18 protein-coding genes and 1 pseudogene are annotated in these 19,396 nt (G+C 71.3%); 9 read left to right on the top strand and 10 right to left on the bottom strand.

The window, feature by feature from the left end:
- Positions 1-95: 95 nt before the first annotated feature.
- The 3 genes and pseudogenes from ABT360_RS04880 to ABT360_RS04870 form a co-directional block, all read right to left on the bottom strand.
- A pseudogene (locus ABT360_RS04880) lies at positions 96-197 on the bottom strand (amino acid--tRNA ligase-related protein); the annotation flags it as partial.
- Positions 198-225: 28 nt separating this feature from the next.
- Entirely contained in the window at positions 226-435 is a 210-nt protein-coding gene (locus ABT360_RS04875; protein ID WP_351810747.1) for a DUF397 domain-containing protein, read from the bottom strand.
- Positions 432-1,310: a helix-turn-helix domain-containing protein gene (locus ABT360_RS04870; RefSeq protein WP_351810745.1), complete on the bottom strand. Its 879-nt coding sequence runs from the start codon at positions 1,308-1,310 to the stop codon at positions 432-434. Before ABT360_RS04870 ends, ABT360_RS04875 begins: the two co-directional genes overlap by 4 nt.
- 153 nt (positions 1,311-1,463) lie before the next feature.
- Here ABT360_RS04870 and ABT360_RS04865 point away from each other — a divergent pair, with 153 nt between their 5' ends.
- Both ABT360_RS04865 and ABT360_RS04860 read left to right on the top strand, forming a co-directional pair.
- Entirely contained in the window at positions 1,464-1,898 is a 435-nt protein-coding gene (locus ABT360_RS04865) for an ATP-binding protein (protein ID WP_351810742.1), read from the top strand.
- 272 nt (positions 1,899-2,170) lie between these two features.
- On the top strand, positions 2,171-3,031 hold the full coding sequence (locus ABT360_RS04860; protein WP_351810739.1) for a helix-turn-helix domain-containing protein: 861 nt from the start codon (positions 2,171-2,173) through the stop codon (positions 3,029-3,031).
- A gap of 55 nt (positions 3,032-3,086) precedes the next feature.
- Here ABT360_RS04860 and aspS read toward each other — a convergent pair whose 3' ends face one another.
- Complete coding sequence (aspS, locus tag ABT360_RS04855; protein ID WP_351810736.1) at positions 3,087-4,853, bottom strand: aspartate--tRNA ligase; 1,767 nt, start codon at positions 4,851-4,853, stop codon at positions 3,087-3,089.
- 122 nt (positions 4,854-4,975) lie between these two features.
- On the opposite strand from aspS, the gene ABT360_RS04850 reads away from it, so the two are divergent.
- Positions 4,976-7,063 (top strand): SpoIIE family protein phosphatase, encoded by a 2,088-nt coding sequence (locus ABT360_RS04850; protein ID WP_351810733.1) that lies wholly within the window; start codon positions 4,976-4,978, stop codon positions 7,061-7,063.
- A gap of 213 nt (positions 7,064-7,276) precedes the next feature.
- Here the strand turns inward: ABT360_RS04850 and ABT360_RS04845 are convergent, their stop codons facing one another.
- From ABT360_RS04845 to ABT360_RS04830, 4 genes are all read right to left on the bottom strand, one after another.
- Positions 7,277-8,089 carry a class I SAM-dependent methyltransferase gene (locus ABT360_RS04845; RefSeq protein ID WP_351810730.1) on the bottom strand — a complete coding sequence of 271 codons (813 nt, stop codon included), beginning with the start codon at positions 8,087-8,089 and terminating at the stop codon, positions 7,277-7,279.
- Between the two features lie 89 nt (positions 8,090-8,178).
- Positions 8,179-9,216 (bottom strand): AI-2E family transporter, encoded by a 1,038-nt coding sequence (locus tag ABT360_RS04840; RefSeq protein WP_351810727.1) that lies wholly within the window; start codon positions 9,214-9,216, stop codon positions 8,179-8,181.
- Positions 9,217-9,280: 64 nt separating this feature from the next.
- Positions 9,281-10,273 carry a pirin family protein gene (locus tag ABT360_RS04835; protein WP_351810724.1) on the bottom strand — a complete coding sequence of 331 codons (993 nt, stop codon included), beginning with the start codon at positions 10,271-10,273 and terminating at the stop codon, positions 9,281-9,283.
- 428 nt (positions 10,274-10,701) lie between these two features.
- Positions 10,702-11,145: an SseB family protein gene (locus ABT360_RS04830; RefSeq protein WP_351810721.1), complete on the bottom strand. Its 444-nt coding sequence runs from the start codon at positions 11,143-11,145 to the stop codon at positions 10,702-10,704.
- Between the two features lie 154 nt (positions 11,146-11,299).
- Here ABT360_RS04830 and ABT360_RS04825 point away from each other — a divergent pair, with 154 nt between their 5' ends.
- Together ABT360_RS04825 and ABT360_RS04820 are read left to right on the top strand one after the other, a co-directional pair.
- Positions 11,300-11,953 (top strand): SMI1/KNR4 family protein, encoded by a 654-nt coding sequence (locus ABT360_RS04825; RefSeq protein WP_351810718.1) that lies wholly within the window; start codon positions 11,300-11,302, stop codon positions 11,951-11,953.
- Positions 11,954-12,179: 226 nt separating this feature from the next.
- A complete protein-coding gene (locus tag ABT360_RS04820) occupies positions 12,180-14,006 on the top strand; it encodes an acyl-CoA dehydrogenase (protein WP_351810715.1) in 1,827 nt (608 codons plus the stop codon).
- Between the two features lie 254 nt (positions 14,007-14,260).
- Here ABT360_RS04820 and ABT360_RS04815 read toward each other — a convergent pair whose 3' ends face one another.
- On the bottom strand, positions 14,261-14,725 hold the full coding sequence (locus tag ABT360_RS04815; protein ID WP_351810712.1) for a DUF6083 domain-containing protein: 465 nt from the start codon (positions 14,723-14,725) through the stop codon (positions 14,261-14,263).
- A gap of 134 nt (positions 14,726-14,859) precedes the next feature.
- Here ABT360_RS04815 and ABT360_RS04810 point away from each other — a divergent pair, with 134 nt between their 5' ends.
- From ABT360_RS04810 to ABT360_RS04800, 3 genes are all read left to right on the top strand, one after another.
- Positions 14,860-16,152 (top strand): M18 family aminopeptidase, encoded by a 1,293-nt coding sequence (locus tag ABT360_RS04810; RefSeq protein ID WP_351810709.1) that lies wholly within the window; start codon positions 14,860-14,862, stop codon positions 16,150-16,152.
- Positions 16,153-16,217: 65 nt separating this feature from the next.
- Positions 16,218-16,442, top strand: a complete 225-nt coding sequence (locus ABT360_RS04805; RefSeq protein ID WP_351810706.1) for a DUF6458 family protein — start codon at positions 16,218-16,220, stop codon at positions 16,440-16,442.
- A gap of 60 nt (positions 16,443-16,502) precedes the next feature.
- Positions 16,503-16,874 carry a hypothetical protein gene (locus tag ABT360_RS04800; RefSeq protein ID WP_351810703.1) on the top strand — a complete coding sequence of 124 codons (372 nt, stop codon included), beginning with the start codon at positions 16,503-16,505 and terminating at the stop codon, positions 16,872-16,874.
- Positions 16,875-16,877: 3 nt separating this feature from the next.
- Here ABT360_RS04800 and ABT360_RS04795 read toward each other — a convergent pair whose 3' ends face one another.
- Positions 16,878-18,716, bottom strand: coding sequence for an NHL domain-containing thioredoxin family protein (locus ABT360_RS04795; RefSeq protein ID WP_351810700.1), 1,839 nt, complete (start codon positions 18,714-18,716; stop codon positions 16,878-16,880).
- Between the two features lie 153 nt (positions 18,717-18,869).
- On the opposite strand from ABT360_RS04795, the gene ABT360_RS04790 reads away from it, so the two are divergent.
- Entirely contained in the window at positions 18,870-19,352 is a 483-nt protein-coding gene (locus ABT360_RS04790; RefSeq protein WP_351810697.1) for an LURP-one-related/scramblase family protein, read from the top strand.
- Positions 19,353-19,396: the final 44 nt, after the last annotated feature.

The raw sequence follows: 19,396 nt of genomic DNA, 5'->3' as shown, positions 1-19,396 counted from the left end.
GGGGAGGCAAAGTCATCATCCACTGAGCGAGGCGCTCCGGGGCCGCCGATGGTCCGTAAAAGCGCGGCCGCCCCGGAACCGGTGGCTCGCCCGCAGACGTTGGGCTCGTCGGCGAAAGGCATGACGATGCGGTCCACGCCCGGGGCGATGCTGCCGTGCGGTGGGGCTCCGTATTGGAAGGCCGACGACAGCCTGCCGCTGCGTGGGCGCGTGCGGTCGGTGAGGTCAGGTGCCCGACGCGTACGACACGAAGCCCGCCCACGCAGTCGGGGTGAGCGTGAGCTGGGGGCCGGCGAGGCACTTGGAGTCGCGGACGTGGACCGTGCCGGGAGTGGTGGCGACCTCGACGCAGGAGTCGCCCTCGCTGCTGCTGCTGTAGCTGCTCTTGAACCACGCCAGTCCGGAGCCGTCCCCGGACGAGGTGTTGCGGATCATGTCTCTCCCAGCAGTTGCTCAATGAGGGCTGTCGACTCACGGGGAGTGAGAGCCTGCGCCCGGAGGATGCCGTAGCGCAACTCCAGGATATGGAGCGGCTTCCGCTCGGTCACGGGTCGGCCGTTGGCCACGGCAGGTGAGCGTCCGACGGCCGACCCGTCGCCGAACTTCAGCACCTCGATACCACCTGCCAGCCCTGCGTGCTCCTCGCGGTCCATCGGCATCACCTGAAGCTCCACGTTCCGCAGGTGGGCGACCTTCAGCAGGTGTGCGAGCTGGGCGCGCAGCAGCGCCCTTCCGCCCAGCGGGCGCCGGAGCGTCCACTCCTCCAGGACGAAGCTGAGTTCGGGTACGGGGTCCCGCTCGAAGACGGACTTGCGGGCCATACGACCGGCCACCATCCGCTCCACCTCGTCCTGCGAGTAAGCCGGCCTTCGCATGAGCAGCAGCCCCCGTGCGTACTCCGGGGTCTGCAACAGGCCGTGGATGTTGAGCGGGTCGTAGAGCTGGAGCTCCACCGCCTGGGCCTCCAGCTTGGCCAGTTCCCGGACTTTCTTCGGGTACCGGACCTTCGCCACGTCCTCCTTCATGGCCGAGAGCAGCCCACCCGCGCCCAAGACCTCGTCCGCCTTGTCCAGGAACTCGGGGCGGGGGATCCGCTTCCCGCCCTCGATCTTGTAGACGAGGTCCTCGCCGTAGCCGACGGCCACCCCGAAGTCGGCGGCGCGCATCCCCACCGCTTCCCTGCGCAGCTTCACCTGCCGTCCCACCGTGGCGATGACGGCCACGCCCCAGTCGTCGTCCGGGTCCACCTCCCAACCCGGCTCGTCCGCCTCGCTCTTGAGCCGCACCCCGGTCCCGCCGTCCTCCGGCATACCCGCACCCCTCTGTCCACGCTCTCGTGCCGCGGCACTACCCCACCCGCGGGTTCGGACAGCCCGGACAGCAGTGGACAAGCTCCGGACAGTCACTCTACGCATGGACAATGTCACTGTTCGCGGCCAGGCGGGGCGGCCAGGCTCGGTGATGTGAACCAGATCGACGTCACTCACCTGCCCTCTCTGGAAGCCCACTTCCGCGTGTTGCTGTCCGCCACCCCACGCGGCGCACGGCTCGCCCGGCTGCTCGCCTCCGAGTGGCTGCGGACCCGGCAGGAGCTGCCGTACGGCGTGATCGAGGCCGCCGCGCAGCTCGTGGCCGAGCTCGCGGCCAACGCCGCCACGCACGGCCGCGTGGCCGGCCGGAGCTTCCGGGTCGCGCTCCTCGCAGACGAGGGGGTCCTGCGGATCGAGGTCACGGACACCCGGGCCGACGCGCTCCCGCACCGCAGGCCCCCGTCGTCCCACGCGGAGTCCGGCCGTGGGCTGCTCCTCGTCGAGGCGCTCGCCGACCGCTGGGGCGCCACGCTCGGGCCCGCCCCGCAGAAGACCGTGTGGGCGGAACTCGACCTCCCGCTCCCCTGACCGGAGTCCGGGAACGTGGATTCCGGTGGGGCCGCCGGTCTCCCAAAGAAACGACGAGAGAGAAAGGAACCGGACCAAACCCCACCCCTCCTCCCCCGCTGCGAGCCACTCACTCACGCGGGTGAAAAACACCAACTCGGCTGGCTTTGGGACGGGTTGCTTGATCTACGCTCAGCGCGACAGACCACATCACCGCTGACATGCGTCGGCCCCCGCCGGGACTGCGAATCCCAGTGCGGGGGCCTGACCATCAAGGAAGAAGACGCTTCCCGATGGATACTCAGAACAGTAGCGCGCGCACGCGCGCCCAGTCCCGTAACGACGGGAAAAACCACCCCTCCCGGGGAGCCCGCAGAGCCACGCACCGCGGTGGCGTCATCCACGACAACTCCCGCCACACCAGCCGCTTCACGGTGATCGGCAACCACCTCGCCCAGCACACCGAGCTGTCGCTCCTCGCGATCGGCCTGGCCGTCCACATCCAGTCGCTCCCCAGCGGCGCCCAGGTCGACATCGAGACCCTCGCCGACCGCTTCCCCGAGGGCAAGACCCGGATCGCGGGCGGCCTGCGCGAGCTGGAGGCCCATGGCTATCTGCGCCGCACCCGCATGCGCACCGACGGGGGCCTCATCGTCACCCGCACGGTGTCCTGCAACCAGCCCGGCCGGACCGGCGCCACGGAGGAGCCGAAGCCCCGGCCCCGGCGCAGCACCGACCAACCGGCCCGCCGCCGCGCGCTGCCCGCCGTACCGCAGCCCGCGTACCGCGCGCCGGACCTTCTCCAGACCGCCCTGGGGGTCCTCTCCGGCCTCCGCCGCGAGGATCCCCGTCTCCTGCTCTCCGCCGCGGACGCCGACCATCTCGTCCCGGGCGTCGCCGCGTGGCTCGAACGCGACCTCACCCCCGAGGACGTCCAGCGGGCTCTGACCACCGGCCTGCCATCGGAGCCGCTGTCCCGCCCGGCAGCTCTTCTGGCCCACCGCCTCTCCGCCCAGCTGCCGCCTCTGCCGCCCTTCCGCGCTCCGGGCGCGCCCTCGGCCGTCAGGCATCCGCTCCAGAACTGCGACATCTGCGACCGCGCCTTCCGTGGCCCGGAGCCAGGGGCCTGCGGGACATGCGCTTCCGGACGGTGACGCGCCGAAGGGCCCGGAATCCGAGGATCCCGGGCCCTTCGTGAAGCGGCGGCGACTACTTGTCCGCGACCGGCTTGCGGAGCGCGATGTTGAGCTCCTTCAGGCGGGCCTCGTCCAGCTCCGTCGGGGCGCCCATCATCAGGTCCTGGGCGTTGCCGTTGAGCGGGAAGGCGATCGTCTCGCGGATGTTCGGCTCGTCGGCGAGGAGCATGACGATGCGGTCGACGCCCGGGGCGATGCCGCCGTGCGGCGGGGCGCCGTACTGGAAGGCGCGGAGCATGCCCGCGAACTCGGTCTCGACGGTCTCCCGCGAGTAGCCGGCGATCTCGAAGGCCTTGAACATGATGTCGGGCTCGTGGTTGCGGATCGCGCCGGAGGACAGCTCGATGCCGTTGCAGACGATGTCGTACTGCCAGCCGAGGATGTCCAGCGGGTCCTGGGTCTCCAGGGCCTCCAGGCCGCCCTGCGGCATCGAGAAGGGGTTGTGCGAGAAGTCGATCTTGCCGGTCTCCTCGTCCTTCTCGTACATCGGGAAGTCGACGATCCAGGCGAACCGGAAGACGTTCTCCTCGAACTGGCCGGCACGCTTGGCGGCCTCGACGCGGACCGGGCCCATGATCTTGGAGACCTCGTCGAACTCGCCCGCACCGAAGAAGACGGCGTGGCCGGGCTCCAGGCCGAGGCGCTCGGTGAGGACCTTGACGTTCTCCTCGGTGAGGAACTTGGCGATCGGGCCGGTCAGGGCGTTGCCCTCGCCGACACGGACCCAGGCCAGGCCCTTCGCACCGAGGGAGACGGCGTAGTCGCCGAGGCCGTCGAAGAACTTGCGCGGCTGGTCACCCGTGTTGGGGACGGCCAGGGCGCGGACGTGCTTGCCCGCGAAGGCCTTGAACTCGGAGTTCTCGAAGACGTCGGTGATGTCGACGAGCTCCAGGTCGGTGCGCAGGTCCGGCTTGTCGTTGCCGTACTTGAGCATCGACTCGCGGAACGGGATCCGCGGGAACGGGGACGTGACGTGGCTGCCGCCGCCGAACTCCTCGAAGAGCTCGGTCATCAGCTTCTCGATCGGCTGGAAGACGTCCTCCTGCTCGACGAAGCTCATCTCGACGTCGAGCTGGTAGAACTCGCCCGGCGAGCGGTCGGCGCGGGCGTCCTCGTCGCGGAAGCAGGGCGCGATCTGGAAGTACCGGTCGAAGCCGGAGATCATCAGCAGCTGCTTGAACTGCTGCGGGGCCTGCGGCAGCGCGTAGAACTTGCCCGGGTTCAGGCGGGACGGGACGACGAAGTCACGGGCGCCCTCGGGGGAGGTCGCGGTGAGGATCGGGGTCGCCATCTCGTTGAAGCCGAGGGCCGTCATCTTGGAGCGGATCGAGGCGATGACCGCCGAGCGCAGCATGATGTTGCGGTGCATGCGCTCGCGGCGCAGGTCGAGGAAGCGGTACTCCAGGCGCCGCTCCTCGTTGACGCCGTCGTCCGTGTTGATCGTGAACGGCAGCGGGGCGGAGGCGCCCAGCACCTCGACCTCGGAGACCTCGACCTCGATCTCGCCGGTGGTGAGCTCGGTGTTGATGTTGTCGGCACCGCGCGAGACGACCTTGCCGTCGACGCGGACGACCGACTCCTTGGTCTGCTTGTCGAGCGCCTCGTACGCGGCGGTGCCAGGACGGGCGACGAGCTGCGTGATGCCGTAGTGGTCGCGCAGATCGATGAAGAGGATGCCGCCCAGGTCGCGCCGATTGTGCAGCCAGCCGCTCAGCCGGACGTCGGTACCGACGTCAGAGGCGCGGAGCTCGCCGCAGGTGTGGGACCTGTACCGATGCATCGTCGTTCATCCAGTCTTGGGGGAGAGGGTTTGGCTCGACCCGTCAAGGTTACCGGGCCTGCCGGGATCGCCGGGGCTCAGCTCGGTGGCGGCCGATCCGGTCATCTTCTTAGAGTGGGGCAATGCGCACCGAGGACGTCCTGGCCGCCATCGCGACCGGCCTGTGGCGCTGGGACAACGCATCCGGGATCGTCACGCTCGACGCGGAGGCGGCCCGGCTGCTCGGGCTGCCCGCCGAGCCCGCCGAGCTGACCGAGGCGGCGGTGCGTTCCCGTTTTCATCCCGTGGACTGGAACGAGATCGACGGGATCGTGAACCTCGCCGTGGCGGAGGGCACCCTCGCCGAGGCCCGGCTGCGGATCATGGACGAGAACGGGCGGGTGATCCGTACCGTACGCAGCCGGTCGAAGCCGTTCGTCGAGGGCACGGACTACCAGCTGGTCGGGACCTTGCAGGAGGTCGCCGAGCCGCAGCCCGGTACCGCGGCCCGTACGCCCGTCACCGGTGACTGGCGCCGCTCGCGCGAGGCGTTCCTGCTGGACGCGGGGCGGGCGCTGGCGGAGGCGCGGTCGACGGCCGAGGTGCTGCGGGTGGCGGCCTCGCTGTCGATGCCCGGATTCTCACCGGACGGGCTCGCGGTGTTCGGCGTCTCGGGTGACCGGCTGACGATCATCGGCCACCACGGGCACAACGCGGGCGACGACGGCCCCTTCTCGGACATGCCGCTGGACACCGACTATCCGGCGGCGGAGGTGGTGCGCACCGGGCGGGCGATCTATCTGCCGACGCCGGAGGAGTACCGGGCCCGTTTCCCGGCGACCTGGCCCCTGGCGCAGCGTTTCGGCAGGGAGTCGTGGGCGTTCCTGCCGCTGATCGTCGCGGGGCGCACGATGGGCGCCTGGATGGCGGCGTTCCGCTACCCGGTGTCGTTCACGCCGGACGAGCGGTCCGTCCTGACGACGGTGGCCCGGATGCTGGCGCAGGCGCTGGCCCGCGCCGGGGTCGCCGAGTCGGAGCGGGAGCTGTCGCTGGGCCTCCAGCGCACGATGATGCCGGTCCTGGGGCCGGCCATCCCCGGCATGGAGGTGGCCGCGCGGTACGTCCCGACCGGCGGCGGGCTCCAGGTGGGCGGCGACTGGTACGACATGATCCAGCTCCCGGGAGGCCGCATCGCCCTCGTCATCGGCGACGTCCAGGGGCATGACGTACGGGCGGCCGGGCTGATGGGCCAGCTGCGGATCGCGCTGCGCGCGTACGCCTCGGAGGGCCACCGCCCGGATGCCGTCCTGTCCCGGGCGTCCCGCTTCCTGTACGGCATCACGGACGGGGCCGAGGGCGACCACGGGGCGGCGCGGTTCGCGACCTGCCTGTACCTGGAGGTGGACCCGGCCACGGGGACCCTCGACATCGCCCGGGCGGGCCACCCGGACCCGGCGATCCGGATGGCCGACGGCACGGTGATGCTGCGGCCCACGGCGGGCGGTCTGCCGCTGGGCATCGTCCCGGACACGGACTACCCGACGACCCGGCTCACCCTGGAGCCGGGCGAGACGTTGATGATCTGCACGGACGGCCTGCTGGAGACGGGCGGGCACGACCTGGAGACCGGCTGGACCCGTATCCGCACGCTGCTGGAGCGGCACGACACCGAGGGCGAGTCGCTGGAGGGGCTGGCGGACAGCCTGGTGCAGGCGGTGCACGGGCCCGGCTCGCACCACACCACCGGTCCGCTCGCCGACCGCCGCGAGGACGACATCGCGGTGCTGCTGCTGTCCCGGACGGGTGCGCCGCTGCGCACGGCGGCGGCCCGGCGTACCGCGATGACGGTGGCGCAGGCGGAGCCGGAGCGGATCGCGGCCGCCCGGCAGCACCTGCGGGAGCTGCTGCACGACTGGGCGGACCCGGAGCAGGTCGATTCGGCGGTCCTCATGGTGTCCGAGATGGTCACCAACGTGCTCGTCCACACCGACGGCGACGCGCTGCTGGTGGCGGAGGCGACCGGCGACCACGGCAAGCGGCGGCTGCGGGTCGAGGTAGCGGACGCCAGCGACGAGCTGCCGCACCGGCGGCGGCCGGGCGAGATGGCGTCGTCGGGGCGCGGCCTGATCCTGATGGAGATGCTCGCCCACGAGTGGGGCGTGGACCCGCGGGGCGAAGGCAAGTCGATCTGGTTCGAGCTGCACGAGGACCGGGACGGGGAGGCTTTCTAGGCGGGGTTCTTCCGGGGGGCTTCCGGGGGGGTCTTCCGGGGGGGGCTTCCGGGGTTCTTCCGGGGGGTCTTCCGGGTGGGAGGCGTTCTGGGTGAGAGGCGTACTGGGTGGGAGGCGTTCTGGACGGACGGCACAGGTGCGGAAGGCTTTTCCTCGGACGGCACCCGGTGCGTGAGCCTTTCCAGGCGGCCACGCACCGGGCGCGTGGGTTTTCTAGGCCGTCGCCGGGTGCGTGAGGCGGAGCTTGGACTGGCCGTGCGGCAGCCGCTCCCAGTCGTCCATGAAATGGGCGGCCAGCCCGTGCTTCTCCGCCAGCCGCACCAGCGTCTCCGTGCGGTAGTAGAAGTCCTCGCCCAGCACCTGGTGCTCGCGGCCCTCGGTGCGGTCGAAGGTGAAGTCGAAGAAGCCACCGGGGGCCAGGACCCGCCCCACGTGCGCGAGGCATTCGTCGATGATCTCCAGGGGTGAGTGGGAGAACACGCTGTGCGCGTGCACCACGGTGAACCAGGAGTCGGGCAGGAAGTCGAGCTTCAGGTTGTCGACGGGTGTCAGATACGGCATCTTCCGCTGGAGCCCGTAGCGTACGAGGGTCTTCTTGGCCTCGATGAGGATGTCGGGCGAGATGTCGATCCCGTAGTAGTGGCCGGGCTCCAGGTGCTCGATGAACCGCCACCCGGCGCGCAGGTTGCCGCAGCCGATCTCCAGCATCCGGTCCTCGGGGCGCAGCCCGTGCTCGACGAGGTAGTCGTACTGCATCTGCCCGAGCGCCAGCCAGCGCGCGTGCGACGGCTGGCCGCCCACGGCCGCCTCCGGGCTGCGGGCGGTGTCGGACGCCATGACCGCCCGGTAGTACGCGACGTGGTCGCCGCCGTGCCTCAGGCGCAGCCGGGCGTTGCGGGCCGCCCGGCGCAGGTGGGGCACCACCCGCTGGGGGTGCGTCAGCGCGTACCGGATCTTGTGGCCGAGACGGGAACGGTTCTTCAGCAGGCGTGGGTCGGGTGGTGTCTGGTGCGTCTGGTCGTGCATGACGGCCTCCGTGCGTCCCGGGCTGCCCCCTGCCGCGGATGCTAACCGGGCGCCGGGTCGACGGCCGCCAGGACACGGCCTGCGCGCCGCTACGTCCCGCCCGCCGCGTACAGCCGCCGCAGCTCGCCGATCACCCCGAACGCGGCGGCCGTGAGCGGGACCGCGAGCAGCATGCCGAGGATCCCGGCGACGGACGCGCCCGCGGTGATGGCGAGCATGACGACGGCCGGGTGCATCTGGACCGTACGGCTCTGGATCACCGGCTGGAGGACGTGTCCCTCGATGAGCTGTACGGCGAGGACGACGCCGACGGCCCACAGCGCGATGACGACGCCCCGGTCGGCGAGCGCCACGAGGATCGCCACGGCCCCGGAGATGAACGCGCCGAGGTAGGGGATGTACGCGCCGACGAAGACCAGGGCGCCCAGCCCCACGGCGCCCGGGACGCGCAGGATGAGCAGCCCGGCGGTGATGAGCAGGGCGTCGATCAGCGCGATGAACGTCGTGCCGCGCATGAAGCCCTCCACGGCCCCGAAGGCGCGGCGGGCCATGGTCTCGACGTGGTCGGCGCCGCCCTGCGGCACGAGGGAACGCAGGGCGCGCATGGCCCGGCCCGAGTCGCGGAGGAAGAAGAAGACGAGGAGCAGGGCGAGGACGGCCATGGCGATCACCTCGCCGACGACGCTGAGCCCGCTGATGACGCCGGACGCCGCCGTGCCGCCGAACTTGCCCAGGAGGTTCCTGGCGTTGCCGGCGAGATCGTCCAGCGAGGTGCCGGCGGCGCCGAAGTGCTCGGAGAGGTCGGTGGCGGCACGGCGCAGGGAGGTGATGATCTGGTCGCCGGTGTCGATGAGCGCGGCGACCACGATGTAGGTGGCGCCGCCGACGACGGCGACCACGGCCGCGCAGGTCAGCCCGGCGGCCAGGGACCGCTGGACCTTCATGGCCACGAGCCGCCGGTACAGCGGTCCGAGCAGTGCGGTCCCCAGCAGGGCGAGCAGGACGGGCGTGACGGCGGTCCGGAACGTCACGCACAGCCATACGCCGACCGCCGCCACGCCGGTGACGAGCAGGATGACGACGCACCAGGCGGCGACGCGCCGGACGGGCTCGGGGAGCGTGTGCACCCCTCCACGCCATCACGATCACCCCGGCTCCGCCCGCGGGCGGGGCCGGGCGGGTGACGCCCCGTCAGGCGCCGGGGGTGATCTCCGGGCCCGTGCCGTCCTGCATTCCGTGGACCGCCGGGACCCGGCCGAGGCGGCCGGCCTGGAAGTCCTCGAAGGCCTGGCGCAGTTCGGCCTCGGTGTTCATCACGAACGGGCCGTAGTGCGCCATGGGCTCCCGGATGGGCTGACCGCCGAGGAGGATGACCTCCAGGTCGGGGGCGTGCCCGTCCTGCTTGTCGTCGGCGCGGACGGTCAGCGAGGCTCCGGCACCGAACACGGCCGTCTGGCCCATGTGGACGGGTCGCCGTTCGGTTCCGGCGGAGCCGCGCCCGGCGAGGACGTACGCGAGGCCGTTGAAGTCCTGCCGCCACGGGAGGGTGACCTCGGCTCCGGGGCGCAGGGTGGCGTGGATCATGGTGATGGGTGTGTGCGTGATGCCGGGCCCCTGGTGGCCGTCGAGCTCGCCGGCGATGACGCGCAGCAGCGCGCCGCCGTCGGGTGAGGCGAGGAGCTGGACCTGGCCGCCGCGGATGTCCTGGTAACGGGGGTCCATCATCTTGTCCTTGGCGGGCAGGTTCACCCACAGCTGGAGCCCGTGGAAGAGACCGCCCGACATGACGAGGTTCTCCGGCGGGGCCTCGATGTGCAGCAGACCGGAGCCGGCGGTCATCCACTGGGTGTCGCCGTTGCGGATGGTGCCGCCGCCGCCGTTGCTGTCCTGGTGGACGAACGTTCCGTCGATGAGGTACGTGACGGTCTCGAATCCTCGGTGGGGGTGCCACGGCGTCCCTTTCGCCTCCCCGACGCCGTATTCGACCTCGCCCATCTGGTCCATCATGATGAACGGGTCGAGGTAGCGGTAGTTGATCCCGGCGAACGCGCGGCGCACCGGGAAGCCCTCCCCCTCGAAGCCGCTGGGTGCGGTGGTCACGGCCAGCACCGGACGCGGCACCGCACCCGCGGGCGTGTCGACGCGCGGCAGGGTGAGCGGGTTCTCGACGGTTACGGCAGGCATGGCGGGTCCTCCTCGGGGCTGCCCGTCCGGGCGGCACACCCCCAGATTAGTTGAACACTGAACTTCCTGCCACCGGAACACGTCCGGGCCGCTCGGCATTCCCGCCGCCACAGCGGCGGTCGGCAGCGCCGGCCGGTCGGCGGTCCTGGAGGGCCGTCCAGGAGGACGGCCGTGCGGAAGGCGGGACTGCGGTCGAGGCCGAGCCCTGGACGCGTATCGCGCGCTGATTGCGGAATGCGGCGTTCCGATCCACCGGTATGGCGGGCCGCCCGCCCCGTACGAAGTCGAAGCGGTGGACGAACGCGCCGCCCGGTTCCGCCACGTCGCAGCTGGCCCCAGGCCCCTGACCTGCGCCTGAACCGCTCCCGCTCGGCGGGGGCGATGACCTCACCGCGCCGTCGGCGGATCCGTCGGGGAGTCCCCGTGCCTCAGCCGTACATCCGGCGCATGGCGAAGTCGACCATCTGCTCCACGGCCTTCGCGTCGAACACCATCCGGTGGTCGCCCTCCATGTCGAGGACGAAGCCGTACCCGGTGGGCAGCAGGTCGATCACCTCGGCGCCGGTGATCACGAAGTACTTGGACTCCTTGCCCGCGTACCGGCGCAGCTCCTTGAGCGACGTGAACATCGGGATGACCGGCTGCTGGGTGTTGTGCAGCGCGAGGAAGCCGGGGTTGTCGCCGCGGGGGCAGTAGACCTTCGACGTCGCGAAGATCTGCTGGAAGTCCTCGGCCGACAACGACCCGGTGGTGAACGCCCGCACGGCATCCGCGAGCGAGGGCGGCGACGGCTCGGGGTACAGCGGCTGCTGCTGCGCGTACCCCTGCTGGGGCTGGGCGTACGCGCCCTGGTTCTGCTCGTACCCGTACATGCCCGCAAGGGTACTGAGTACGCGGGCTCCCGTGGCGCGTGCCCGGCGACTCGAGCGCCACGGTTCGCCGCACGGCCACCGGACGTCACGTCCGCACGGGCCCCTTGGCCGCGGGAGCACCGTGTGTCAGTGGTGGGCCTTAAGCTCCCCGCCCATGAGCACAGGGGTGTGGGCGGGCGTCCGGGAGCGGGTTCTGGCGCTGGCGAAGGCGCCGGCGGCGCGGGAGGTGTTCGGCTTCCACGGCCGGCTGGAGGACCCGCTGTCCCGGGAGGACCTGGCCGGCTTGGAGCGGTACACCGGCGTGCGGCTGCCCGAGGAGTACCGCGACTTCCTGCTGCACGTCGGCGCGGGCGGCGCGGGCCCGGCGTACGGGGTGTACCCGGTGTGCCGGAACGAGGACGGCAGCTGGCAATGGCACGGCGACGGCGCCGACATGACGCTGCCCACGCGGCTGGCGGAGCCCTTCCCGGTCGACCGGGTGGACCCGGGCGTCCTCGCGGAGCTGCTCGATGAGCAGCCGGACGAGGAGGCGTACGAGGACATCGACAAGTTCGACGCGGTGAACGAGGCGTGGGAGGAGCGCATGAGTGAGGTGCTCTGGGCCGACGAGGCCACCGTCGGCGCGATCTGCCTGTCCACCGTCGGGTGCGCCCGGCGCCAGTGGCTGGTCGTGTCCGGCCCCGAACGGGGCCGTATGTGGGACGACCCGCGCTGCGACGACGCCGACCTCGCGCCGATGGGCGTCACCTTCGCCGAGTGGTACCTGGACTGGCTGGCCGACGCGTACCGCACGGCCGGACTGGCGTGACGGTCAGCACTCCGCGCGAGCTCACCGGCACCCAGCGTGCCGCTTTCCGCGGGCTCCCCCGGGCCACCCGGGCCGCCACCGCGCCCTGCCCGGGGCGGCCGGGGGCGTAACGCGTCACAGATCGGCCGAAAGGGTTGCTCTTATTACCGACGGGTAGCATCATCGTAGCTACTTGCTGGTACGTGTACGAGGATCCCGCCTCCCCGAGCCTTACGGAGCCGTCGCCATGGGGCACTACAAGTCGAATCTCCGCGACATCGAGTTCAACCTCTTCGAGGTCCTCGGGCGCGACAAGGTCTACGGCACCGGTCCGTTCGAGGAGATGGACGTCGAGACCGCGAAGAGCGTCCTGGACGAGATGCGCCGTCTCGCCGAGAACGACTTCGCCGACTCCTTCGCGGACGCCGACCGGAACCCGCCGGTCTTCGACCCGGAGACGAACACCGCGCCGATCCCGGAGACGTTCAAGAAGTCCTACAAGGCCTTCATGGACTCCGAGTACTGGCGCCTCGGCCTGCCCGAGGAGATCGGTGGCACCACCTCACCGCGCTCCCTGATCTGGGCGTACGCGGAGCTGATCCTCGGCTCGAACCCGGCGATCTGGATGTACTCCTCCGGCCCGGCCTTCGCCGGCATCCTCTTCGAGGAGGGCAACGAGGCGCAGAAGAAGATCGCCGAGATAGCCGTCGAGAAGCAGTGGGGCTCCACCATGGTCCTCACCGAGCCGGACGCCGGCTCGGACGTGGGCGCGGGCCGCACCAAGGCCGTGCAGCAGGACGACGGCTCCTGGCACATCGAGGGCGTGAAGCGCTTCATCACGTCCGGTGAGCACGACATGTCGGAGAACATCCTCCACTACGTGCTGGCCCGCCCCGAGGGCCACGGCCCCGGCACCAAGGGCCTGTCGCTGTTCCTCGTGCCGAAGTTCCACTTCGACTGGGAGACCGGCGAGCTGGGCGAGCGCAACGGCGTGTACGCGACGAACGTCGAGCACAAGATGGGCCTCAAGGCGTCCAACACGTGCGAGATGACCTTCGGCGACAAGCACCCCGCCAAGGGCTGGCTGATCGGCGACAAGCACGACGGCATCCGCCAGATGTTCCGCATCATCGAGTTCGCCCGCATGATGGTCGGCACGAAGGCCATCGCCACCCTCTCCACGGGCTACCTGAACGCGCTGGAGTACGCCAAGGAGCGCGTGCAGGGACCCGACCTGGCGAACTTCATGGACAAGACCGCGCCCAAGGTCACCATCACGCACCACCCCGACGTGCGCCGCTCGCTGATGACGCAGAAGGCGTACGCGGAGGGCATGCGCGCCCTCGTCATGTACACCGCCGCCATCCAGGACGAGATCCAGATCAAGGAAGCGGCCGGCGAGGACGCCAAGGCGCTGATCGGCCTGAACGACCTGCTCCTGCCGATCGTCAAGGGCTACGGCTCCGAGCGGTCCTACGAGCAGCTCGCCCAGTCGCTCCAGACCTTCGGCGGCTCCGGGTACCTCCAGGAGTACCCGATCGAGCAGTACATCCGTGACGCCAAGATCGACACCCTGTACGAGGGCACGACCGCGATCCAGGGCCAGGACTACTTCTTCCGCAAGATCGTCCGCGACCAGGGCGCCGCGCTGAACGCCCTCTCCGAGGAGATCAAGAAGTTCCTGGCCGTCGGCACCGGCGGCGAGGAGCTGGCCCCGGCCCGCGACGCGCTCGCCAAGGCGGCCGTGGACCTGGAGGGCATCGTCGGCAAGATGCTGACCGACCTCACCGCCACCGGCGAGGACGTCAAGAACATCTACAAGGTCGGCCTCAACACCACCCGCCTCCTCATGGCCTCCGGTGACGTGGTCGTCGGCTACCTGCTGCTGCGCGGTGCCGCCGTCGCGGCGGAGAAGCTGGAGACCGCCTCCGCGAAGGACAGGACGTTCTACCAGGGCAAGATCGCCGCGGCGAAATTCTTCGCAGCGAACGTCCTGCCGGGCGTCTCCACCGAGCGCGCCATCGCCGAGGGCATCGACAACTCCCTGATGGAGCTGGACGAGGCCGCGTTCTAGTCCCAGTACGCGACCGGTCCAAGGCGGCCCGCTCCCCCGAGGTTCCCGGGGGGCGGGCCGCCGTCGTTCGCTGGGTCACCGAGACAGCGATTCACCGGGACACCGGGTCATCGGGTCATCGGGTCACCGAGCGCGGCGTCCCCGCGTCACCGGGGCGCCCTCACCGAGACACCCGGTCACCGAGACGCCGGATCACCCTCGCCGGGCTCACCGATTCGCCGAATCGCCGAATCGCCGAGACACGGCGCCCCGCGTCACCGGGCGGTGCACACCGAGAAGTGGCTCACCCGGCAGGTGCCCGACGGCACCGCCCCGCGCAGTTGGACCGCCGTGCCGTCACCCGCCACGTACCACCGCTCGCCGCGCGGGACGCCCGCGACGGGGCGCTCGCCCGGCTCCATCGCCACCCAGCGGCCGTGCACCGTGCGGTGCCACCGTGCCTGGGCCCCGCAGAAGCGACAGGTCATCAGCGAGCCGGTGCGCGAGGGGCGCGGCTGCGCGGGTATCGAGGCACGAGGCGCCGCGGGGGCCGAGGCCCGCAGCGTCGCGGCGGTCACGGGCAGGATGTCCCCGAGGCGCACGGGGTCCCGGTCCGGGGTGCCCGTCGCCGCGGTGGTGCACGCCGCGCAGAGCGACATCCCGAGCGCGGCGCTCCACTCGGCCCCGGGCGTTTCGCATGCGGCACAGACGGGCGAGACGGGCATGGTCGTCGTGGTCACCAGTGCACCTCCGGTCGCGACCGGCGAGTCAGCGGACTGCTGTCCCGCTACGTCTTCCGATAGTCGCAGCCACCACTGACAACGGGCCGTTCACGACCGTTCCCCGCACCGGCCCCGCCCGTAAAGTGAGGGCCATGAGCAGCTCATCCCCCCGCTTCGACCGCGGTCACACCGACGACCTCATGACCTTCCTGGCGGAATCCCCGACGCCGTACCACGCCGTGGCCAACGCCGGTGAACGGCTGGAGAAGGCCGGCTTCCGGCAGCTCGACGAGACCGCCGCCTGGGACGGTACGAGCGGCGGCAAGTACGTCATCCGCGGCGGCGCGATCATCGCCTGGTACGTGCCGGAAGGCGCCGACCCGCACACCCCCTTCCGGATCATCGGCGCCCACACCGACTCGCCCAACCTCCGGGTCAAGCCGCAGCCCGACATGGGCGCGTACGGCTGGCGGCAGGTCGCCGTCGAGACGTACGGCGGAACCCTGCTCAACACCTGGCTCGACCGCGACCTGGGCCTTTCCGGGCGGCTGACGCTGCGCGACGGCAGCCACCGGCTGGTGAACGTCGACCGGCCGCTGCTGCGGGTGCCGCAGCTCGCGATCCACCTGGACCGGCAGGCCAACGAGGGCCTCAAGCTGGACCGTCAGCGGCACATGCAGCCCATCTGGGGCCTGGGCGACGACGTCCACGAGGGCGACCTGATCCGGTTCGTGGCCGAGGAAGCGGAGGTGACCGCCGGTGACGTGGCCGGCTGGGACCTCATGGTCCACGCCCTGGAGGCGCCCGCCTATCTGGGCCGGGACCGGGAGCTGCTGGCCGGTCCGCGCATGGACAACCTGCTGTCGGTGCACGCGGGCGTGGCCGCCCTGGCCGCCGTATCGACCGCCGGCGAACTGGAGTTCATCCCCGTACTCGCCGCCTTCGACCACGAGGAGAACGGCTCCGAGTCCGACACCGGCGCCCAGGGCCCCCTCCTCGGCGGCGTCCTGGAGCGGTCCGTCTTCGCGCGTGGCGGCGGCTACGAGGACCGGGCGCGCGCCTTCGCGGGAACGGTCTGCCTGTCCTCGGACACCGGACACGCGGTGCACCCCAACTACGCAGAACGCCACGACCCCACGCACCATCCGCGCGCGGGCGGCGGCCCCATCCTCAAGGTGAACGTCAACCAGCGGTACGCGACGGACGGCAGCGGCCGGGCCGTCTTCGCGGCGGCGTGCGAGAAGGCGGGCGTGCCGTGGCAGACGTTCGTGTCGAACAACGACATGCCCTGCGGCACGACCATCGGCCCGATCACCGCCGCCCGCCACGGCATCCGGACCGTGGACATCGGCGTGGCGATCCTCTCCATGCACAGCGCCCGCGAACTGTGCGCCGCCGACGACCCGTTCCTGCTGGCCAACGCCCTGGTCTCGTTCCTGAAGTAGCCCGCCCCGCGTAGGTGTTGCGGGGCGGGGTACCCGCAACACCTACTGACGAGGAGGCGAGAATCATGGGCCTGGGTGGCTGCATCATTCTCATAGCGGTCGGGGCGATCCTCACCTTCGCGACCGACTGGGAAGCACAGGGCGTCAATCTGGACCTGGTGGGGCTGATCCTCATGGCGGTCGGCATCATCGGAGTCGCGACGTTCACGAGTATCGCCAGGCGCCGCAGGGCGGTTGTCCCGCCGGTCGCGCCGACGGTGGTCGACCCGACGGACGACCGGCGCTACTGAGCCGTTCGCGACCGAAACATCGAAACATCTGCGAAAGGCCGTGCCTGACACCGTGTCGGCATGGTTCTGCTGGGACAACAGACGGCTCTCGTACGCCATCGGGGGCCGAAACGGCGGGTGTTCTGGAGCGCCGTCGCCGCGGCCGTGGCGCTGGCGGCGACCGTCGGCGGCTATGCGATCCACGCGTACGACGGGCGGCCCCCGTGGGGCACGGACATCGCCTATGAGGCGGGTTTCCTCCAGGGCAACCGCATCCGCCACTCCGACGTGACCGGAGAGCGGGTGCGGGAGCTGCTGGGGGGCGGCTGCGCCCGGATGGAGGCCGAGGGGCTGGGCGGCCGGAAGGCCACCCACAACCCCGCGGTGTGGGTGGCCGGTTGCCTGGACGGGGCGGCGGGAAGGCCGTCCCGGCACCAGGGCCTGGCGTACTGACCCCTACGCGGTGTCCATCCCCGCGAGGATCAGCGGCAGCCGGGTGGCGCCCGACTCCGTGACCTTCACCGGGACGCCCCAGTCCTGCTGGTGGACGTGGCAGGCCGGGTACTCGTTCGCCGGGTCGTCGTCGCAGGACGCGGCCATCGCGGACACGTGCAGCACGCCCTCGGTGACGGCCGGGTTCAGCACCAGCTCCCGGGACAGGTCCGTGCCGGTGCCCTCGCCGGAGGCGAGCAGCTCCGGCGGCGTGGAGGACACCAGGAGCCGCGTGGAGGGGCCGTACCGCTCGTCCAGCTTCTGGCCGGTCGGCGCCCGGAAGACGACGTCCAGCTTCAGCGTGCCGGGCGCGATCTCGGTCGCCTCGCGCCGCGTGCGGTGGGCCACCGCGGCCACCTGGACGGCTTCCTCCGGGAGCCGCAGCCGGGTCAGCCGGTGCCGGGCCGACTCCACGACCACGATGTCGTCTCCGACGAGCACGGCATCGCTCGGTTCGCGCAGGTCGGTGGCGAGGGTGGTGACCTCACCGGCGGCCGGGTCGTAGCGGCGCAGGGCGTGGTTGTACGTGTCCGACACGGCGACCGAGCCGTCCGGCAGGGCGGTGACGCCCAGCGGGTGCTGGAGCAGCGCCTGGCCGGCCTCGCCGTCGCGGTGGCCGAAGTCGAACAGTCCGGTGCCCACGGCGGTGTGGACGGCGCCCTCGGGGTCGACCCACCGCAGGGCGCTGGTCTCGGAGTCGGCGACCCACAGGCGCTCGTCGGTGGCGGCGAGCCCGGACGGCTGGGCGAACCACGCCTCGGCGGCCGGCCCGTCGACGAGGCCCTCGTTCGTCGTCCCCGCCGCCACCCGCACGGTGCCGCGCTCCGGGTCGTACGCCCACAGCTGGTGGACGCCCGCCATGGCGATCCACACCTCGTCCCGCCACCAGGCGACGTCCCACGGCGACGACAGGGCGACCTCGCGGGCGGGCCCGGCGGTGGGGGACCCCTGCCACCACTGCGCGCCGGTCCCGGCGACGGTGGACACCTCACCGGTGCCGGGGTCCAGCACCCGCAGGGCGTGGTTGACGGTGTCGGCGACCACGACCCTGCCGTCGGGCAGCAGGCACAGCCCCTGCGGCTCGTTGAACCGCGCCTCGTCCGCCTTCCCGTCGACGAGGCCGCGCTCACCGGTGCCGTACCGGCGTACGACGGTCTCGCCGTCCGCCGCCAGCTCCACCACCTGGTGGCGGGTGGTGTCGGTCACCAGGAGGTTGCCGCTGTCGAGCACGAGCGCCTTGCCGGGGAACCGGAGGTGCGTGGCGACGGGCTCCGGCGGTACGTAGGGCCCGTCCCCGCGCCGCAGGGTGCCCTTGGCCTCGTGCTCGGCCTCCAGTTCCTCGACGAGCGTCTCGATCGCCTTGGCGTGACCCTCACCGGCGTGCTGGGCGACGACGTACCCCTCGGGGTCGATGACGACGAGCGTCGGCCAGGCCCGTACGGCGTACTGCTTCCAGGTGGCGAGCTCGGGGTCGTCGAGGACGGGGTGGTGGACCTCGTACCGCTCGACGGCGTCGACGACGGCCTGGTGCTCGGCCTCGTGGACGAACTTCGGCGAGTGCACGCCGATGATCACGACGGTGTCCCGGTGCTTCTCCTCCAGCTCGCGCAGCTCGTCCAGGACGTGGAGGCAGTTGATGCAGCAGAACGTCCAGAAGTCGAGGATGACGATGCGTCCTCGCAGGTCGGCGAGGGTGAGCTGGTCACCACCCGTATTGAGCCAGCCGCCCTTGCCGATCAGCTCGGGGGCACGGACACGGGCACTGCGGGGCGCGGGGGCGGGCGCCGGGGCGGCATCGTTCATGGTTCAAGCTTGCCATCCGGCCGTGACCGTCCGGTCACGTCCGTACGACGCGGGGTGCAGCCACAGGGCCGTTGGCATGCCCCGTCACCCGCCGTTGGGGGCGTCCTTCCCGGTCGGCCGGGCGACGGCGGCCCGGCCGGGTACGCATCCCTCATGAGATACCTCGTACGCGACAAGATCTTCGCCATCGGCGACGACTACTGGATCGAGGACGAGAACGGCGCCCACGCCTTTCTCGTCGACGGCAAGGCGCTCCGGATGCGCGACACCCTGGAACTGAAGGACCCGGCGGGGCGGGTGCTGGTCACCCTGCGGGCGAAGATGCTCAGCGTGCGCGGTGCGATGACCGTGGAGCGGGACGGGCAGGTCCTCGCGACCGTCCGCCGCAAGCGGCTGTCGCTGCTGCGCAACCACTACCGGGTGGCCCTGGAGGGAGGGGCGGAGCTGGACGTCAGCGGGCGGATCCTGGACCGGGAGTTCACCGTCGCCCGGGACGGCGAGCTGGTGGCGCACATCTCCCGCAAGTGGCTGCGGGTGCGCGACACGTACACCGTCGACGTCGTACGGGACGACGCCGACGCGGCGCTGCTGATCGCGGTGGCGGTGTGCGTGGTCCGGATGGCGGAGAAGGACTGAACCGGCCGCGCGCCGGGACGGGCGGGTGCCCCCGCGGGCGTGCC

The sequence above is a fragment of the Streptomyces sp. NPDC000229 genome (assembly GCF_040300825.1).
Taxonomy (GTDB): domain Bacteria; phylum Actinomycetota; class Actinomycetes; order Streptomycetales; family Streptomycetaceae; genus Streptomyces.
The sequence above is the reverse complement of the archived record's forward strand: the minus strand, read 5'-3'. Positions and strand labels throughout refer to the sequence as shown.

What these genes read in the sequence shown, in the direction of transcription:
- ABT360_RS04875 (WP_351810747.1), bottom strand. Translation starts at nt 435, where the DNA reads ATGATCCGCAACACCTCGTCCGGGGACGGCTCCGGACTGGCGTGGTTC.
- ABT360_RS04870 (WP_351810745.1), bottom strand. Translation starts at nt 1,310, where the DNA reads ATGCCGGAGGACGGCGGGACCGGGGTGCGGCTCAAGAGCGAGGCGGAC.
- ABT360_RS04860 (WP_351810739.1), top strand. Translation starts at nt 2,171, where the DNA reads ATGGATACTCAGAACAGTAGCGCGCGCACGCGCGCCCAGTCCCGTAAC.
- aspS (WP_351810736.1), bottom strand. Translation starts at nt 4,853, where the DNA reads ATGCATCGGTACAGGTCCCACACCTGCGGCGAGCTCCGCGCCTCTGAC.
- ABT360_RS04850 (WP_351810733.1), top strand. Translation starts at nt 4,976, where the DNA reads ATGCGCACCGAGGACGTCCTGGCCGCCATCGCGACCGGCCTGTGGCGC.
- ABT360_RS04845 (WP_351810730.1), bottom strand. Translation starts at nt 8,089, where the DNA reads ATGCACGACCAGACGCACCAGACACCACCCGACCCACGCCTGCTGAAG.
- ABT360_RS04835 (WP_351810724.1), bottom strand. Translation starts at nt 10,273, where the DNA reads ATGCCTGCCGTAACCGTCGAGAACCCGCTCACCCTGCCGCGCGTCGAC.
- ABT360_RS04830 (WP_351810721.1), bottom strand. Translation starts at nt 11,145, where the DNA reads ATGTACGGGTACGAGCAGAACCAGGGCGCGTACGCCCAGCCCCAGCAG.
- ABT360_RS04825 (WP_351810718.1), top strand. Translation starts at nt 11,300, where the DNA reads ATGAGCACAGGGGTGTGGGCGGGCGTCCGGGAGCGGGTTCTGGCGCTG.
- ABT360_RS04820 (WP_351810715.1), top strand. Translation starts at nt 12,180, where the DNA reads ATGGGGCACTACAAGTCGAATCTCCGCGACATCGAGTTCAACCTCTTC.
- ABT360_RS04810 (WP_351810709.1), top strand. Translation starts at nt 14,860, where the DNA reads ATGAGCAGCTCATCCCCCCGCTTCGACCGCGGTCACACCGACGACCTC.
- ABT360_RS04805 (WP_351810706.1), top strand. Translation starts at nt 16,218, where the DNA reads ATGGGCCTGGGTGGCTGCATCATTCTCATAGCGGTCGGGGCGATCCTC.
- ABT360_RS04800 (WP_351810703.1), top strand. Translation starts at nt 16,503, where the DNA reads ATGGTTCTGCTGGGACAACAGACGGCTCTCGTACGCCATCGGGGGCCG.
- ABT360_RS04795 (WP_351810700.1), bottom strand. Translation starts at nt 18,716, where the DNA reads ATGAACGATGCCGCCCCGGCGCCCGCCCCCGCGCCCCGCAGTGCCCGT.
- ABT360_RS04790 (WP_351810697.1), top strand. Translation starts at nt 18,870, where the DNA reads ATGAGATACCTCGTACGCGACAAGATCTTCGCCATCGGCGACGACTAC.